The 16,643-nt window shown below is 71.9% G+C and carries 13 protein-coding genes and 1 pseudogene; 4 read left to right on the top strand and 10 right to left on the bottom strand.

The annotated features are described in order from the left end of the window. Positions 1 to 75 precede the first annotated feature (75 nt). Entirely contained in the window at positions 76 to 417 is a 342-nt protein-coding gene (gene bldG / locus ACWD0J_RS27725) for an anti-sigma factor antagonist BldG (RefSeq protein ID WP_024885807.1), read from the bottom strand. A 163-nt stretch (positions 418 to 580) separates the two neighbouring features. Here bldG and ACWD0J_RS27720 point away from each other — a divergent pair, with 163 nt between their 5' ends. Further along, complete coding sequence (locus tag ACWD0J_RS27720; protein WP_451498568.1) at positions 581 to 3,358, top strand: DEAD/DEAH box helicase; 2,778 nt, start codon at positions 581 to 583, stop codon at positions 3,356 to 3,358. Here the strand turns inward: ACWD0J_RS27720 and ACWD0J_RS27715 are convergent. The 7 genes and pseudogenes from ACWD0J_RS27715 to ssd form a co-directional block, all read right to left on the bottom strand. Beyond that, positions 3,279 to 3,674: pseudogene (locus tag ACWD0J_RS27715) on the bottom strand (Rv3654c family TadE-like protein); the annotation flags it as partial. The gene ACWD0J_RS27720 and the pseudogene ACWD0J_RS27715 overlap by 80 nt on opposite strands. A gap of 20 nt (positions 3,675 to 3,694) precedes the next feature. After that, on the bottom strand, positions 3,695 to 4,096 hold the full coding sequence (locus ACWD0J_RS27710) for a TadE family type IV pilus minor pilin (RefSeq protein ID WP_451498567.1): 402 nt from the start codon (positions 4,094 to 4,096) through the stop codon (positions 3,695 to 3,697). Then, positions 4,083 to 4,292 (bottom strand): DUF4244 domain-containing protein, encoded by a 210-nt coding sequence (locus tag ACWD0J_RS27705; RefSeq protein WP_451498566.1) that lies wholly within the window; start codon positions 4,290 to 4,292, stop codon positions 4,083 to 4,085. The genes ACWD0J_RS27710 and ACWD0J_RS27705 overlap by 14 nt, the downstream gene beginning before the upstream one ends. 178 nt (positions 4,293 to 4,470) lie before the next feature. Continuing rightward, positions 4,471 to 5,265, bottom strand: a complete 795-nt coding sequence (locus ACWD0J_RS27700; RefSeq protein ID WP_451498565.1) for a type II secretion system F family protein — start codon at positions 5,263 to 5,265, stop codon at positions 4,471 to 4,473. Then, complete coding sequence (locus ACWD0J_RS27695; RefSeq protein WP_451498588.1) at positions 5,262 to 6,113, bottom strand: type II secretion system F family protein; 852 nt, start codon at positions 6,111 to 6,113, stop codon at positions 5,262 to 5,264. The genes ACWD0J_RS27700 and ACWD0J_RS27695 overlap by 4 nt, the downstream gene beginning before the upstream one ends. A gap of 165 nt (positions 6,114 to 6,278) precedes the next feature. After that, on the bottom strand, positions 6,279 to 7,490 hold the full coding sequence (locus tag ACWD0J_RS27690; RefSeq protein WP_451498564.1) for a TadA family conjugal transfer-associated ATPase: 1,212 nt from the start codon (positions 7,488 to 7,490) through the stop codon (positions 6,279 to 6,281). Positions 7,491 to 7,660: 170 nt separating this feature from the next. Next, positions 7,661 to 8,773: a septum site-determining protein Ssd gene (gene ssd, locus ACWD0J_RS27685; protein ID WP_451498587.1), complete on the bottom strand. Its 1,113-nt coding sequence runs from the start codon at positions 8,771 to 8,773 to the stop codon at positions 7,661 to 7,663. A 641-nt stretch (positions 8,774 to 9,414) separates the two neighbouring features. Between ssd and ACWD0J_RS27680 the strand changes: the two genes are divergently transcribed. Then, on the top strand, positions 9,415 to 10,248 hold the full coding sequence (locus tag ACWD0J_RS27680) for an HAD family hydrolase (RefSeq protein WP_451498563.1): 834 nt from the start codon (positions 9,415 to 9,417) through the stop codon (positions 10,246 to 10,248). Between the two features lie 406 nt (positions 10,249 to 10,654). Here ACWD0J_RS27680 and ACWD0J_RS27675 read toward each other — a convergent pair whose 3' ends face one another. Next, positions 10,655 to 11,479, bottom strand: a complete 825-nt coding sequence (locus ACWD0J_RS27675) for an oxidoreductase (protein ID WP_451498562.1) — start codon at positions 11,477 to 11,479, stop codon at positions 10,655 to 10,657. Positions 11,480 to 11,580: 101 nt separating this feature from the next. On the opposite strand from ACWD0J_RS27675, the gene ACWD0J_RS27670 reads away from it, so the two are divergent. Further along, entirely contained in the window at positions 11,581 to 12,561 is a 981-nt protein-coding gene (locus ACWD0J_RS27670; RefSeq protein WP_451498561.1) for an ATP-binding protein, read from the top strand. A 12-nt stretch (positions 12,562 to 12,573) separates the two neighbouring features. On the opposite strand, the gene ACWD0J_RS27665 is transcribed toward ACWD0J_RS27670, so the two are convergent. Beyond that, the gene (locus ACWD0J_RS27665) at positions 12,574 to 13,848 is read right to left on the bottom strand and encodes a polysaccharide deacetylase family protein (RefSeq protein WP_451498560.1); all 1,275 of its coding nucleotides are present in this window, start codon (positions 13,846 to 13,848) and stop codon (positions 12,574 to 12,576) included. A gap of 317 nt (positions 13,849 to 14,165) precedes the next feature. On the opposite strand from ACWD0J_RS27665, the gene ACWD0J_RS27660 reads away from it, so the two are divergent. Continuing rightward, complete coding sequence (locus ACWD0J_RS27660; protein ID WP_451498559.1) at positions 14,166 to 16,568, top strand: bifunctional SulP family inorganic anion transporter/carbonic anhydrase; 2,403 nt, start codon at positions 14,166 to 14,168, stop codon at positions 16,566 to 16,568. Positions 16,569 to 16,643: the final 75 nt, after the last annotated feature.

The following is a 16,643-nucleotide window of genomic DNA, read 5'->3' as shown; positions in this document are numbered from 1 at the left end:
GAACGCCGAACGCCCGGACACCCGCGGGAACGTCTGCCGTCCCGGGGCGGACCCGCGTCCGCCCCGGGGCGGTGATCAGTCGGTTGCCGCCACCGCTTCCTCGACCGAGGTGTGGATCGGGAACACCTTGGTGAGGCCGGTGATACGGAAAATCTTGAGAATGCGCTCCTGGTTGCAGACCAGGCGCAGCGAGCCCTCATGGGCCCGCACCCGCTTCAGTCCGCCGACCAGCACGCCGAGACCGGTGGAGTCGAGGAAGTCCACGCCCTCCATGTCGACGACAAGGTGGAAACTGCCGTCATTCACCAGCTCGACCAGCTGCTCGCGCAGCTTGGGCGCGGTATATACGTCGATTTCGCCACCGACCCTGACGATCGTGCGATCGCCGATGGTTTCGGTCGACAGGGACAGGTCCACGGATCCTCCAGCACCTTGCTATCGAGCGGTCGCCCCTCGGGACACCTCGGCTTGAAGCCCCCAGGACGGTTCGCCAGCCGCGATGGCATTCAATCACTTACCGGCAGGCGTGCACGACGCCTTGGTCCCATTGTCCGTCACGCCAGTGACACACTCGATGCCGATGGCCAAGAATCACCGATCCGATCGACCCTCGGCGCAGCCCGACTCCCGCCTCTCGCCGACCACGGTCCTGGACCGGCTCGCCGCGGGGCCGAGCCGGGCTTCGCGCATCACTCATACGGAGCACTTGCCCCCGCGTGAGGGTCGCCATGCCGTCTGGCCGGACCGGATCCGCTCCGAGGTCATCGCCGCCGTGCAGGCCTGCGGTATCGAACATCCCTGGGCCCACCAGGCACGGGCGGCCGAGCACGCCCTCGACGGCGCGTCCGTGGTCGTCGCCACCGGCACGGCGTCCGGCAAGTCGCTGGCGTACCTGGTCCCGGTCCTGTCGGCGCTCCTGGACGGCTCCGAGGCCCCGAACGGCCGCGGCGCCACAGCCCTCTACCTGGCCCCCACGAAAGCTCTTGCGGCGGACCAGTGCCGTTCGGTGAAGGAATTTTCACAATCACTGGGCCATTCGGTCCGACCTGCGGTGTACGACGGCGACACGCCGGTGGAAGAACGCGAATGGGTACGCCAGTACGCCAACTACGTCCTGACCAACCCGGACATGCTGCACCGGGGGATACTCCCGTCCCACCCCCGCTGGTCCTCCTTCCTGCGCTCCTTGAAGTACGTCGTCATCGACGAGTGCCACACCTACCGGGGCGTCTTCGGCTCGCACGTCGCCCAGGTGCTGCGCCGCCTGCGCCGGCTCTGTGCCCGCTACGGCGCCTCGCCCGTGTTCCTGCTGGCCTCCGCGACCGCCGCGGAGCCCTCCGTGGCGGCCCGGCGCCTGACCGGTGTTCCGGTGGTCGAGGTCGCCGACGACGCCTCCCCCCGTGGCGAACTTGTGTTCGCGCTCTGGGAGCCCCCACTCACCGAGATGCAGGGCGAGAAGGGCGCACCGGTGCGCCGCACCGCCACCGCCGAGACGGCCGACCTGCTCACCGACCTCACCGTGCAGGGCATCCGCACGGTCGCCTTCGTCCGCTCCCGGCGCGGTGCCGAGCTGATCTCGGTGATCGCCCAGGAGCGCCTCGCCGAGGTCGACCGCTCCCTGGCCCGGCGTGTCGCGGCGTACCGGGGCGGCTACCTGCCCGAGGAACGCCGCGCCCTCGAACAGGCGCTCCACTCCGGCGAACTCCTCGGCCTCGCCGCGACGACCGCGCTGGAACTCGGCATCGACGTCTCCGGCCTCGACGCCGTGCTGATCGCCGGCTACCCGGGCACGCGGGGGTCCCTGTGGCAACAGGCGGGCCGGGCCGGCCGCTCCGGCCAGGGCGCCCTCGCCATCCTGATCGCCCGCGACGACCCTCTGGACACCTACCTCGTCCACCACCCCGAGGCCCTCTTCGACCAGCCCGTCGAGTCCACCGTCCTCGACCCCGACAACCCGTACGTGCTCGCCCCGCACCTGTGCGCAGCCGCCGCCGAGCTCCCGTTGACGGACGAGGACCTGGAGCTGTTCGGCCCGGCGTGCGAGGAGCTGCTCCCGCAGCTGGAGGCCGCGAAGCTGCTGCGCCGCCGCACCAAGGCCTGGCACTGGACCCGCCGGGAGCGGGCCGCCGACCTCACCGACATCCGCGGGGAGGGCGGCCGGCCGGTCCAGGTCGTCGAGGCCGGCACGGGCCGCCTGCTGGGCACCGTCGACGAAGGCGCCGCCCATTCGACCGTCCACGAAGGCGCGGTCCACCTGCACCAGGGCCGCACCTACCTGGTGCGCTCGCTGGACCTGGAGGACTCGGTCGCCCTGGTGGAACAGGCCGGCCCGTCCTATTCGACGGTCGCCCGCGACACCACGTCCATCTCCGTCCTGGAGACGGACACCGAGGTGCCCTGGGGCGACGGACGCCTGTGCTACGGCTCCGTCGAGGTCACCAACCAAGTGGTCTCCTTCCTGCGTCGACGGCTCATCACCGGTGAAGTCCTGGGCGAGACGAAACTCGACCTCCCTCCTCGTACGCTGCGCACCCGCGCGGTGTGGTGGACGGTCACCGAGGACCAGCTGGACGAGGCCCGGATCAACCCGGAGATCCTCGGCGGCGCCCTGCACGCCGCCGAGCACGCCTCGATCGGCATGCTGCCCCTGTTCGCCACCTGCGACCGCTGGGACATCGGCGGCGTGTCCGTCCCGCTGCACCCCGACACACTCCTGCCCACGGTCTTCGTCTACGACGGCCACCCGGGCGGCGCGGGCTTCGCGGAGCGCGCCTTCCACACCGCCCGGGCCTGGCTGACGGCAACCCGCGAGGCCATCGCCTCCTGCGAGTGCGAGGCCGGCTGCCCGTCCTGCATCCAGTCCCCCAAGTGCGGCAACGGCAACGAACCGCTGCACAAGCGGGGGGCGGTACGGCTGCTCACGGTGCTGCTGCGGGGGGCGCCAAAGGAGCAGGCGGAGAGGAATGTGCAGGGCGATGCGGAAGGGCAGGCGGAGGACATATCCGAGGTCCGGCTGGACAGGGCTGCGGCATGGGAGGCCCGGCCGGACGGGGAGGGCGTTTCGAAAGCCCGGCCGGACGGGGAGGCCGTGTCGGAAGCCCGGCTGGAAGGAACTCCCGCACCGGAAGCCCGGCTTCGGAGGACGCCTGCATCGAAAGCCCGCCCGGGGAGGGCTCCTGCATCGGAAGCCCGGGAACGGCCTACAGAGGAACGGCCTACGGACGAACGGCCTACGGAGGAACCGCCCGCCGAGAAGGCGCCGCGCGTGGGTGCTCGGAGGGCGCCGCGAGTGGCTGCGCAGGAAACGCCGACGGCACCGGCCCCGGCCCCGACTCCGCAGGACCCGCCCGCGCCCTGACCTCCGCCGCGAACGGCCCCTGCCCCGACACCGCCGTCACGTCCGAGATCTCGCCCACGAGTACGCACCGCACCAACCGCGTGCCCTGGGCCCGCGCCACGCGGTCCGCCCGGGCGCAGGCCGCCGTACCGCCGTCCGCCCAGTGGTCCGCCGCCGCCAGCGCCGCGAGATCCGCGCCGCCGGCGGCCCGGTGCCGGGCCACGACGGCCTGTCCCAGGGCCAGCACCACGCCGAAGACCACGCACAGCACGGCGATGGCGGCGACGGTCCAGACGGTGGCGGAGCCACGGTCCCGGCTCTCCACGGCCCCCCGCAGGCGGGCCCCGTAGCCGCCGCTCACCTCCCCTCCCCCATGGTCTCCTCCACCGACGCCACGGCTTCCTCCCGCACCTCGAAGGGCAGGCCGTGCAGAACCGGTGGCTTCGCCACGACCGCGACCCGGACCTGGCCCCCCTCCCGGCTGACCGTGACCTTCGCATCGCGCGGTGCCGCCCCGCGGGCCACGTCCACGACCGCGTCGACCGGGTCCTGACGGGCCGCCGCGCGGGCGCCGGTCCGTGCCGCGTCCACGCACTGGATGTGCGCGGCCACGACCAGCAGCGCCCACACCAGCGCCATCGCGAACATCACCAGCACGGGCAGCACGACAGCCGCCTCCGCCGTGACGAACCCCGCGTCCGAGACCCTGCCGAACCTCTCCCTCGGCCCCCTGGCCGCTCTCCCCTCACATCTGCGCATGGAGAGCCCGTTTCACGATGCCCTGCAGCTCCGCGCTGACCTCTCCACTGGAGAGCACCTTGTAGAGAACCACCGCGAACGCCACCGCCGCGACGATTCCCATCGCGTACTCGGAGGTGACCATCCCCGCATCCCTCCGCGCCTCGCGCGCCCTGCACACCAGGCCACGCAGTCGCGCCCCTACCACCTTGCACATCTCAACCCCCGTGGGTCCGTTCCGTTGACTACCTGTCACCACTTGCTGCTCTTCACTGCCGCTACGACGGCCGCTTCCGCCTCGCACGTGCTGCTTGCTGCTCTCCCTCCTCCGCTTGCTGCTTGCTGCTTGCTGGTTGCTGCTTGCCGCCGGCTGTCGCCCTCCGCTCCCCGTCCCGTCATCCACCACCCCCTCCCAACGCCCCGCCCGCCAGCCCGATCACCACGGGCAGCACGCCGACCGTGATGAACGCGGGCAGGAAACACAGCCCCACCGGCGCGGTGACCATCACGGCCGCCCGTCGCGCCCGTGCCGTCGCCGTACGCGCCCAGTCGGCGCGGGCGTCCGCGGCGAGCCTGGCGGCCGGTGCGGCTGCGGGCAGCCCGGAGACGTCGGCCCGTTCCAGCAGCCGCGCGAGCGCTCCGGCACCCGGCGTCGCGGCGAGCCGTCGCCACGCCTCGCCCGGTTCACCTCCGAGCCGTACCTCCGCCGCGCCGTGCGCCAGTGCTTCCCCTACCGGGCCGCCGAGGGCCTCACCCACGGCCTGTGCCGCGACCACCGGACCGGCGCCCGCCGCGATGCAGGCAGCCAACAGGTCTGCGGCGAGCGGAAGTTGCCGAGCCGCCTCCCGGGCGTCGATGTCCGCACCGGCCCTGGCGACGACGGCCGCCTGCCGCAGGCGCCACCGCCACATCCCCACCCCGACGACCGCCCCGACCACGGCACCGCCGACACCGCCGACCAGGGTCCACGCGGCGCCTGCCACGCCCGCCACCGGCAGCCACCGCCGTGCGATCTCCCACACGTCCAGCGGCGGTCCGCCGGAGGTCTGCTCCGCGGCGGCCACCAGCACGGCCAACCGCCGTCGCACGCTCCGCTCGCGCCGCATCGTCTCCGCCCACCGCATCAGCCACCCGAGGGCGAGCACCGCTCCCACGACTACCCCCAGCCTGTGGACAACGTCCGCGCTCACGTCGCCTCCGCTCCCCGGACGATCCACGTCGCCCACCACATCCCCAGGCCCTCCAGCACGGCCCCGATCAGCAGGCAGCCCAGGCCGGGCCCGGTGTGCAGCAGCACATGGAGCGGGTCGGCCCCGAGGGCGCTGCCGAGGAGGAGCCCCAGGGCCGGCAGGCCGGCCAGCATCACCGCCGTCGACCGAGCACCCGCCAACTGGGCGCTCAAGTCGGCCCGTTGGTCCCGGTCGGCGCGCAATGCCCCTTCGAGCCGGTCGAGTCCGGCCGCGAGGCCCGCGCCCTGGTCCACGGCCACCTGCCAGCACGCGGCGAGCCCCCGCAGCCCCTCGGCCCCCGGTTGCCGCGCCGCCGAGGCGAGCGCCCCCGAGACGTCCCCGCCGAACCGGGCCGCCGCCAGTACCGCCGCCTGGGCGTCACCGAGCCCGCCGGAGTCATGAGCGGCCCGCAGCAGTGCCTCGCCCGGCTGTCGCCCCGAGCGCACCTCCCCGGCCAGCGCCCCGCACAGCGCGATCACCGCGTCCCCTCGGCACTCCCGCACCCGTCGCGCCTCCCGGGCCAGCCGCACCCGTCGCAGCAACGGCACTCCGGCCAGTCCCACGACGACCGGCAGCACCGAGGCGCCCAGCACCGCCAGCGCCAGCCCGACGACGGCCGACCACCACTCGGCCCGCAGCCGCTCACGGATCCGCCGCAGTTCGCCCGCCAGGTGCCGCCACGGAGGCGGTCCTGCCCCCACCGCGCCACCACCGGCGAACAGCAACTGCGCCCGCCGCGCCCCGGAGCGCCGCCCGCCCGACAGCCACACAGCCGCCCCGGCACACAGCACTGCGGCCCCCACCGACATGTCGCCGAGCCCGCTCACCGGGCCACCCCCCACCGGCATCTCACCAACCGCGATCACCGCGCCACTCCCGTCGACATCCCGCCGGCCCCGCTCACCACGCCACCCGCACCGACATCGCCGCCCCCGCTCCCGTCCTCGCTCCTACCGGCGCTACACCCACTCCGGTCACCGCGCCGTCCCCCCTGCGAAGGACCCGGTGCGAAGCAACCCCCGCAGCCGCTCCCATCCCCGCTCGTACGCGAACGCCTCCTCGCCCCACCGCAACGCCGGCACCGTCCGCACCAGCCCCGACGGATCCCGCTCCAGCACGTGCACCTCGGCGATCCGTCGCCGTCCGGCCCGGTCGCGGACAAGGTGCAGGACGACCGACAGAGCGGCCGCCACCTGGCTGTGCAGGGCGGCCCGGTCCAGCCCCGCGGCCGTACCCAGCGCCTCCAGCCGGGCCGGCACGTCGGCCGCCGCGTTGGCGTGCACGGTCCCGCAACCGCCCTCGTGGCCCGTGTTCAACGCGGCCAGCAGACAGACCACTTCGGGCCCGCGCACCTCGCCCACGACCAGCCGGTCCGGCCGCATCCGCAGCGCCTGCCGCACCAGGTCCTGGAGGGTGACCAGGCCGGCACCCTCCTGGTTGGCGGGTCTGCTCTCCAGCCGTACGACGTGCGGATGGTCCGGCCTGAGCTCCGCGGAGTCCTCGGCGAGCACGATCCGCTCGCCCGGCCCGACGAGTCCCAGCAGGGCACTCAGCAACGTCGTCTTTCCGCTGCCCGTGCCGCCGCTGATGAGGAAGGACAGCCGCGCGTCGACCAGCGCGCGCAGCACCCGGTCCCCACCCGGCGGCACCGTGCCCGCCGCCGTCAGTTCGCCGAGCGTGAACGCGCGTGGCCGTACCACCCGCAGGGACAGACAGGTGCAGCCGACGGCCACCGGGGGCAGCACCGCGTGCAGCCGGGTCCCGTCGGGCAGCCGGGCGTCGACCCAGGGACGGGCGTCGTCGAGCCGGCGTCCGGCCACCGCGGCCAGGCGCTGCGCGAGTCGTCGTACGGCGGCGGTGTCCCGGAAGGAGACGTCGGTCAGTTCCAGTCCGCCGCCCCGGTCCACCCATACCCGGTCCGGGGCGGACACCAGCACGTCGGTCACCGACGGGTCGGCGAGCAGTGGTTCCAGCGGGCCGCTGCCGATCAGCTCGGACCGCAACTGCTCGGCGGCGCCGAGGACCTCCGCGTCCCCGAGCACCCGTCCCTGTTGGCGCAACGCCTGTGCCACGCGCGCGGGTGTCGGTTCGCCGCCGCTCTCGGCCAGCCACTGCCGGACCCCGTCGAGCAGCCCGGGCGTCAGATCCGCACCGGTCGCCGACGCGGCCGCCGCACCGCCGGACACCCACCTCTCGGGCGGCCCGCTCGCCCGGACACCACCCGACCCGCCGGCCTGCTCGAACCCGGAGAGTTCGGGAAGCTCAGGAATCTCGGAAAGCGCAGAGAGCCCTGGACGCCTTGGACGACTCTGACGTCCGGACATCTGTGACGCGCCCGAAACCCCGGGGGCCGTACTCATGCCGCCCCCGCTTCCGACAACGTCCGCTCCCAGAACTCCTTGCAGAAGCGGGCGAGAGGGCTGCGACCGGCCGCGCCGGGAGGCGTCCTGCCTCCGTGCGGGCGCAGCAGCGCGGACTCCACGGGCACCTCGCCGACCAGTGGCAGTCCGAGCAGCCGGGCCACCTCGCGGTCGTCGAGTCCGGGCGCGTACGGGCCGCGTACCGCCACCCTGAGGTCGCGCAGAACCATGCCGACGGCGGACGCCACCCGTCCGGCCGCGGCGACGGCCCGCAGCTCGGCGGGGACCACCAGGAGCCCCACATCGAGCTGGGCGAGGACTTCGGCGACCCCGTTGTCCATGCGGCGGGGCAGATCGACGACGACCGTACCGCCCCGGCGGCGGGCCGCGGCGAGCACCGCCCGGACCGCCTGGGGCGGGACCGCGACGCAGTCGCCGCGATCCCAGCTGAGCACCCGCAGCGAGTGCAGTTCGGGCAGCGACTCCTCCAGGGCGCCGCCGCCGACCCGCCCGCGTGAGGCGGCGAACGCCGGCCAGCGCAGTCCCTCCGCCGTCTCGCCGCCGAGGAGTACGTCGAGTCCGCCGCCCAGCGGATCAGCGTCCACGAGGAGTGTGCGCAGTCCCTCGCGTGCGGAGGTGACGGCCAGGGCGCACGCCAGTGTGGACGCTCCCGCCCCGCCCCGGCCACCGATGACCCCGACGGTGAGGGCGGGCCGGCCGACGCCCTCGGCCACGTCGGCGATGCGGTCGACCAGCCACTGCTCGCCGTCGGGCAGCATCAGGACGTGGTCGGCGCCGATCTCGACGGCCCGTCGCCAGACCCCGGAGTCGTCCTGGTCGCGGCCGACCAGCACCACTCCGTTTCTGCGGGCGGCCCCGCGCACCCGCCGTACGGCGTCGTCGCCGACCAGGACGAGCGGCGCGGACTCCCAGCTCCCGCGGTGCTCCGGCACCCCGTGGTGCACCTCCGGTGTGGCACCGGCCGCCGCGCACAGGCGCAGCAGGTCGTCGAGCAGGCCGGTGTCCTCCGTGACGATCAACGGTTTGCCCTGCCGCCCTCCGGCGGCCGGCGGTGGATCGTGTGTGACGGCTGCGGCCACGGTCTCCATCCCCCTTCGTCGCGTCTCCCGGGCCGCGAGGGCTCCGAGATCCGCCTCTGTCACGCGGCCGCTGTGGCCCCGCGAATCGCCTGACTCGCGCAGCCCCTGCGGCCCCGCGATTCCCAGACATGTGAAGAACCGGCAAGCGGCCTCCATATGAACGGCCGATACGAACCGGCCAAACCCGCCCGCCTAACCGGAACCAGCCATGAACTGGGCACGAGCGAGACGCGTTGGAATCACGGTGCAGCGATCCGGGAAATCGTGTGGATCTTGGTCGATAACTGTGGACAACTCGGTGGTTGTGAATATCGCCATCACCCATACCGGTGACCCCTGTACCACCCGCTGTACGAGCTCCGGAGAGCAGCGCATCGACTACAGACAGTGACGAATCATGGGCATGCGAAAGAGGCGGCCGCAGCCGCCTCGGTCCGGCCTCATGGCCACGCGAAGAAGAGGAAAACCCACCCGGACATGCGACGACCCCCGCCGGGGGGGAGAGCGGGGGTCGCCTTCACGGCCGACTCGGGGGGGGAGGAGTCGGACCGCGTTAGCACGGTCGCGAACGATCCGTGACTTCCATGGTGTACCCGAGAGCCCTCTCAGGCAAACCCACGCGCCCACCTTACGCCGAATGGGCTGCGCCTATGCTCAGGGTTGTGGAAAACCACTCCTTGCCCCGCACAGCTGCCTTCTTTGACCTGGACAAGACGGTCATTGCGAAGTCGAGCACGCTCACCTTCAGCAAGTCGTTCTACCAAGGCGGACTGATCAACCGCCGGGCCGCCTTGCGCACCGCCTACGCCCAGTTCGTCTTCCTCGTGGGCGGTATGGATCACGACCAGATGGAACGGACCCGCGAGTACCTGTCCGCACTCGTGCGTGGCTGGAACGTCCAGCACGTCAAGGAGATCGTCGCGGAGACCCTGCACGACCTCATCGACCCGATCATCTACGACGAGGCCGCGTCCCTCATCGAGGAGCACCACACCGCCGGCCGTGACGTCGTGATCGTCTCCACGTCGGGCGCCGAGGTGGTCGAGCCGATCGGTGAACTCCTCGGCGCGGACCGCGTGGTGGCGACCCGCATGGTGGTGGGCGACGACGGCTGCTTCACCGGCGAGGTGGAGTACTACGCGTACGGCCCGACGAAGGCCCAGGCGGTCAAGGAGCTGGCCGAGTCCGAGGGGTACGACCTCGACCGCTGTTACGCCTACAGCGACTCGGTGACCGACCTGCCGATGCTGGAGGCCGTCGGCCGTCCCCACGCGGTGAACCCGGATCGCGCGCTGCGCCGCGAGGCACTCACGCGCGGGTGGCCGATCCTCGACTTCCACCGCCCGGTCCGGCTCAAGCAGCGGTTCCCGGCGTTCTCCGTACCGCCCCGTCCGGCGCTCGTCGCGATGGCGGCGATAGGCGCAGCGGCGGCCACCGCGGGCCTCGTCTGGTACGCGAACCGGCGGCGTGCGGCCCCGGCCTGACCAGGCAGGCGCCCGTTTGTCTCCTGTTTGAACACAAAAGTAAAGAAGTGCAGTCAGGGCTTTCGCTCACTCCGGCTCTGGAGTACAAAGAAGTTAACGGCCCGCGAGACCAAGGACATCCGGGAGGATCACCTTTCTTACGCACACGGCCCCACGGACCGAGCATGAACACCGGGCACCCACGCGACGTCGACCCGTCGATTACGGGCCAGCCGCACCAGGTGACGGGCAAAGTTCCCGACCTGATGGGCAACACATCGAGGACGCTTGGTACCCCGGTGGACATGCCAGCGGCGGTACGAGTTCTCGTACCGCCGCAACCCCTTTACGGGCCCTCTCCACAGAGGGCCTTTTTCTATGACGCAGTTCTATGACGCAGCTCTGTGACGCAGCTCTGTTACGGCAGTTACGCCGCTCCGCGCTGCAGCGCCTCGCACACCGCCATCGACTCGCGCGCACCCAGCTCGATCGCCCGGCCGCAGTGGGCGATCCAGGCGGCCATGCCCTCCGGGGTCCCGGAGACGTAGCCGTCGAGGGCCGCCAGGTAGGCCGCGCGGTTCAGGTCGGCGTGGCCCACCTCGGCCGGGCAGACGGACTTGGGGTCCAGTCCGCTGCCGACCAGGACGATGCGCTCGGCCGCGCGGGCGACCAGGCCGTTGTGGGAGGAGAAGGGCCGTAGGGCGAGGAGTTCTCCGTGCACGACGGCGGCCGTGACCAGGGCGGGGGCCGAACCGCCCGCGATGATCAGCTCGGCCAGTCCTTCGAGCCGTCCGGAGACCTCCGCCGCGCTCGGCAGCGGCAGTTCGATCAGCGGCTCGTCGACCGGTTCACCCTCCTGACGCGGACGCCCGACCTCGTCCCCCTTGGTCGCCGCCGCCACCAGGTGCAGCCGGGCCAGCACCCGCAGCGGAGACTGCCGCCAGATGGACAGCAGCTGACCCGCCTCGGCCGTCAGCCGCAGGGCAGCGCCCACCAAGCGCGCCTCGTCGTCCCCGCGGAAGTCGGTGCGCCGGCGGACCTCCTCCAGGGCCCAGTCCGCCCCGGACAGCGCCGCCGAGCCGCGGGCGCCGCGCAGGGCCGCCTCAGAGGTGATCGCGTTACTGCGACGCCGCATGACCCGGTGCCCGTAGACCCGGTCCACGGACTTGCGCACGGATTCCACGGACTCGGCCACGCCGGGCAGCGTGCCCAGCGCCGCGAGCGGATCGGCGTTCGCGCCTGTCGTACTCATAAGTACGACCCTACGCAGCCGAGCCGCACACCCCACGAAGGAGTGGTCTTCCTCACCCGCGTACGCCACACACAGCCATCGCGCCACTACGCTTGGTGAACATGAAAATTGCTTTCGTCGGGAAGGGCGGCAGCGGCAAGACGACCCTGTCCTCCCTGTTCATCCGCCACCTCGCGGCCACCGGCGCGCCGGTGCTGGCCGTCGACGCCGACATCAACCAGCACCTGGGACCGGCTCTCGGCCTGGACGAGGCGGAAGCGGCGGCGCTGCCCGCGATGGGCGCGCGGCTGCCGCTGATCAAGGACTGGCTGCGCGGATCGAACCCGCGCATCACCTCCGCCGAGACCATGATCAAGACGACCCCGCCCGGCGAGGGCTCCCGGCTGCTGGGCGTGCGCGAGGACAACCCGGTCTACGACGCGTGCGCCCGGCCGGTGGAACTCGACGGCGACACCGTCCGTTTGATGGTCACGGGCTCCTTCACGCAAGCCGACCTGGGGGTCGCCTGCTACCACTCCAAGACGGGAGCGGTGGAGCTGTTCCTGAACCACCTGGTGGACGGCCCTGACGAATATGTCGTGGTCGACATGACGGCCGGCTCGGACTCCTTCGCCTCCGGCATGTTCACCCGCTTCGACATCACGTTCCTCGTCGCCGAGCCGACCCGGAAGGGGATCTCCGTCTATCGCCAGTACAAGGAGTACGCCCGCGACTTCGGCGTCGCCCTGAAGGTCGTCGGCAACAAGGTGCAGAACCAGGACGACGTCGACTTCCTCCGCGCCGAGGTCGGGGACGACCTGCTCGTGACGGTCGGGCACTCGGACTGGGTGCGCGCGCTGGAGAAGGGCCGACCGCCCCGGTTCGAGCTTCTGGAGGACGTCAACCGCCGCGCTCTGCACCGGCTGCGGACGACCGCCGACGCGACGTACGCACTGCGTGACTGGGAGCGCTATACCCGCCAGATGGTGCACTTCCACCTGAAGAACGCCCAGTCCTGGGGCAACGAGCGCACCGGGGCCGACCTGGCGGCGCAGGTCGACCCCGGTTTCGTACTGGGCGAGAGCGTCAGCGCCCCGGCCTGATCTCAGCCGCACCTACTGCTTGGCCGCCGGCGCCCCGGGGACGCCCTTCGGGGCCGGGGCGGGGCGGCCCGACAGGAAGGACGTCCAGCCCTGCTTCGGGGCCTCGCCGACATCCAGGGCGTGCAGCTTGTGCAGGGTCTTCGGATCCTGGGCGTCCAGCCAGTCGGCGAGCTGCCGGAAAGACACGCAGCGCACGTCGGGCTTGTTGCAGACCCGCTCGATGACCTCCTCGACGGCTCGCATGTACGTGCCGCCGTTCCAGGACTCGAAGTGGTTGCCGATGATCAGGGGCGCGCGGTTGCCGTCGTAGGCCCTCCGGAAGCCCTTGAGCAGGCCGTCGCGCATCTCGTCACCCCACTGGTCGTGCTTGTCGGGGTCGCCCTGGGTCGTGGTGCCGGACTGGTTGACCATGAAGTTGTAGTCCATGGTCAGTTGCTCGTAGGAGTGCCCGGGGAAGGGCACCAGCTGCATCGACAGGTCCCACAGCCCCTGACGCTTCTTCGGCCAGACCTGGTTGTTGACCCCGCTGGTGTCATAGCGGAAGCCCAGCTCGCGGGCCGCCTTCATGAAGTTCTTCCGGCCCTCCAGGCAGGGCGTGCGGGCGCCCACGAGCTCCTTGTCGTAGTCGAAGGGCAGCGGGGAGGCCTTCTTGATGCCGGTGTTGGTCTTCCAGGACTTCACGAACTGCTTGGCCTGGGCGATCTCGTCCTTCCAGTCCTCCACCGACCACTGGCCCACCCCGCCGTTGCTGCCGCAGAAGTGACCGTTGAAGTGGGTGCCGATCTCGTTGCCCTCCAGCCACGCCAGGCGCAGCTGTTCCGCTGTGTCGGCGATGCCCTGCTCGTCGTTGAAGCCGATGTCCGAGCGGCCCGGGGAGTGTTGCGGGGGCCGGTACAGGTCGCGCTTGTCCTCCGGCAGCATGTACACGCCGCTCAGGAAGTACGTCATCGTCGCGTTGTTCGCCCTGGCGACTTTGCGGAAGTGGGAGAACAGCTTTTGGCCGTCCTCTCCCGCGCCGTCCCAGGAGAACACCACGAACTGCGGGGGCTTCTGGCCGGGCTTGAGGCGTTCGGGCCGTGGCAGGTGCGGTTGCGCTCCGGTGTACGCGGTGGAGCCGTCTCCGATCAGGCGGACCGCGCTCTTGGGCGGCGCCTGGGCCGGCTTCGCCTTCTGCGGACCCGGCGCCCCTGCCTTGGCACCGTCGGTACCGAGCGCGCAGCCGGCGAGCGACGCGGCACAGGCCGCGGCGACCACGGTGCCCGCGATGATCCTCTGGGTGGCGGCCATGTCCGCCCACCTTCTTCCTTCTCTCGGGCCGACGCCGATGAGGGCGTGTGCGGGGAATGCGCCGCCAAGGTCGCACGGGACGGAAAAGGAATTAGTACGACAAGCCGATCAAAAGTTCACTTCACTCGCGGGAGTGATTAGTTGACCCATTTGCCGGTAAAGTCCATGCTTGCCCTTTACTCTGCATTACGATTCGTTTACCAAGAGTTGATCCACCGCTTGATCCACCAGTTGATCCCAGTTGATCCATCCCGCCGCTGTACGCCGTGACCCACGGCCGCAATCCGCGACCGCGCCGCCCCGGAGGAGACGGGAACATGTCAGCCTGCGTCCCCACCCGCGCCACCGAATCGAATCGGTCCAAGCGCGTCCACCAACCCCTCAGCCCGCCGCAGATTCCCCGTCGGCGCTTCCGCGTCGCGGGCGCCGACGTGTCGGCCTGCATCGCGGTCTTCCTGATCGCTCTCCCTCTGTCCCTCGGCATCGCCCTCGCCACCGGCGCACCGCTCCAGGCCGGCCTGGTAGCCGCCGCCGTCGGCGGGATCGTCGCCGGACGGCTCGGCGGTTCCCCGCTCCAGGTCAGCGGTCCCGCCGCCGGACTCACCGTCGTCACCGCCGATCTCATCCAGCGCTACGGCTGGCGGACGACCTGCGCCATCACCGTCCTGGCCGGCCTCGCCCAACTCGGTCTGGGCTGCCTGCGCGTGGCCCGCAACGCCCTCGCCGTGAGCCCCGCCATCGTGCACGGCATGCTCGCCGGCATCGGTGTCACCATCGCCGTCGCCCAGCTGCACATCGTGCTCGGCGGCACCCCGCAGAGCGCCGTCCTGGACAACCTCCGCGCGCTGCCCGCCCAGTTGGCGGGCCTGCACCCGGCCGCCCTGTCGGTGAGCGCGCTGACACTGGCCCTGTTGCTGCTCTGGCCGCGGATTCCCGGCCGGGCGGGACGCCTGCTGCGCAAGGTCCCCGCCGCGCTCATCGCCGTCGCCGGCGCCACCGCCACCGCTTCCCTCGCCGGACTGACCCTGCCCAAGGTCGACCTGCCGTCCTGGAGCAGCCACGCCCTGGCCGGACTTCCCGAGGGCCCGGTGCTCGGCCTGATCGCCGCCGTGCTCACCACCACGCTCGTGTGCAGCGTGCAGTCACTGCTCGGCGCGGTCGCCGTGGACAAGCTCGTGGCCGGCCGCCCCGGTCTGCCCGCCCACGTCGGACGCTCCGACCTGGACCGCGAACTGCTCGGCCAGGGCGCCGCCAACATCGTCTCCGGCTCGCTCGGCGGACTGCCCGTCGCGGGGGTGGCCGTGCGCACTTCGGCGAATGTTCAAGCGGGCGCCGTCAGTCGGAACTCGACGATGTTGCACGGCGTTCTCGTAGTAGTCGCCGCGCTGCTGATGGTCCCGATCCTGGAGCTCATCCCGCTCGCCTCGCTCGCCGCCCTGGTGATGGCCGTCGGCATCCAGATGGTGTCCCTGCACCACATCCGCACGGTGACGCGCCACCGAGAGGTACTGGTCTACGCCGTCACCACCCTCGGCGTGGTCGTCCTCGGTGTCCTGGAGGGCGTGACGCTCGGCATCGCCGCGGCCGTCGCCGTCGCCCTGCACCGCCTCACCCGCACCCGCATCACGCACGACGAGAAGGAAGGAGTCCATCACGTACACGTACGAGGCCAGTTGACGTTCCTCGCGGTGCCCCGGCTGAGCCGGACCCTGCATCTCGTGCCCCAAGGCACCCATGTGGTCGTGGAGTTGGACGGGTCCTTCATGGACCACGCGGCGTACGAGTCACTGCAGGACTGGCAGAAGGCACACACCGCGCGGGGCGGCTCCGTCGACGTCACCGGCCGCCGCGCCGGAGTCCGGATCGGCGAGCCCGGAAGTACGGCCGAGCACCCCGCCGGGGACGACGACGAATCGGCGACGCGCACCGCCGGCTGCCGCTGCCGCCCCTGGACACCCTGGCGCAACCACCAGTGCGACCGCCCACTGCCCCGAGCGGCCCACGACGAACACCCGAGCGGACCGCACCCGTCCGCCGAGCCGAGCGGGCATGAGCTGGCGCGTGGCATCAGCGCCTTCCAGCGCCACACCGCACCGCTCGTGCGGGGTGAGCTGGCCCGGCTGGCACGCGAGGGACAGCGGCCGTCCCAGCTGTTCCTCACCTGCTCCGACTCACGGCTGGTCACCTCGATGATCACCTCCAGTGGTCCGGGCGACCTCTTCGTGGTGCGCAACGTGGGCAACCTCGTTCCGCTGCCCGGCCAGGAGAGCGGCGACGACTCGGTGTCGGCCGCGATCGAGTACGCGGTGGACGTGCTGAAGGTGCGTTTCATCACGGTGTGCGGGCACTCCGGGTGCGGGGCCATGCAGGCGCTGCTCACCTCCGAGCCCGGGGGCGCCCAGACCCCGCTCAAGCGGTGGCTGCGGCACGGGCTGCCCAGTCTGGAGCGCATGGCCGACGACAGCCGGGCGTGGGCCCGGCTGTCCGGACGGGCGCCCGCCGACGCGGTCGAGCAGCTCTGCCTGACCAACGTGGTCCAGCAGTTGGAGCATCTGCGCGCCCATGAGTCGGTGGCCCGGGCCCTGCGGGACGGGACGCTGGAGCTGCACGGCATGTACTTCCACGTGGGCGAGGCCCAGGCGTACCTGCTCACCGGAGCGGACAGGGACGAGGAGCTCTTCGACCGCGTACGGGCGGCGGACCTGGACCTGTCGGTGTGAGCCCGACCGGGGTGGCCGCGGCGTCGGTTGCGACCCGGCCACCCCGCCCCGCGCGGTCACGGCGCCGGACCTCAG

The sequence above is a fragment of the Streptomyces sp. NPDC003011 genome, assembly GCF_053591515.1.
This window is presented reverse-complemented; position numbering and strand designations above follow the sequence as displayed.

What these genes read in the sequence shown, in the direction of transcription:
- ACWD0J_RS27720 (WP_451498568.1), top strand. Translation starts at nt 581, where the DNA reads ATGGCCAAGAATCACCGATCCGATCGACCCTCGGCGCAGCCCGACTCC.
- ACWD0J_RS27710 (WP_451498567.1), bottom strand. Translation starts at nt 4,096, where the DNA reads ATGCGCAGATGTGAGGGGAGAGCGGCCAGGGGGCCGAGGGAGAGGTTC.
- ACWD0J_RS27705 (WP_451498566.1), bottom strand. Translation starts at nt 4,292, where the DNA reads ATGTGCAAGGTGGTAGGGGCGCGACTGCGTGGCCTGGTGTGCAGGGCG.
- ACWD0J_RS27695 (WP_451498588.1), bottom strand. Translation starts at nt 6,113, where the DNA reads ATGTCGGTGGGGGCCGCAGTGCTGTGTGCCGGGGCGGCTGTGTGGCTG.
- ssd (WP_451498587.1), bottom strand. Translation starts at nt 8,773, where the DNA reads ATGGAGACCGTGGCCGCAGCCGTCACACACGATCCACCGCCGGCCGCC.
- ACWD0J_RS27680 (WP_451498563.1), top strand. Translation starts at nt 9,415, where the DNA reads ATGCTCAGGGTTGTGGAAAACCACTCCTTGCCCCGCACAGCTGCCTTC.
- ACWD0J_RS27675 (WP_451498562.1), bottom strand. Translation starts at nt 11,479, where the DNA reads ATGAGTACGACAGGCGCGAACGCCGATCCGCTCGCGGCGCTGGGCACG.
- ACWD0J_RS27670 (WP_451498561.1), top strand. Translation starts at nt 11,581, where the DNA reads ATGAAAATTGCTTTCGTCGGGAAGGGCGGCAGCGGCAAGACGACCCTG.
- ACWD0J_RS27665 (WP_451498560.1), bottom strand. Translation starts at nt 13,848, where the DNA reads ATGGCCGCCACCCAGAGGATCATCGCGGGCACCGTGGTCGCCGCGGCC.
- ACWD0J_RS27660 (WP_451498559.1), top strand. Translation starts at nt 14,166, where the DNA reads ATGTCAGCCTGCGTCCCCACCCGCGCCACCGAATCGAATCGGTCCAAG.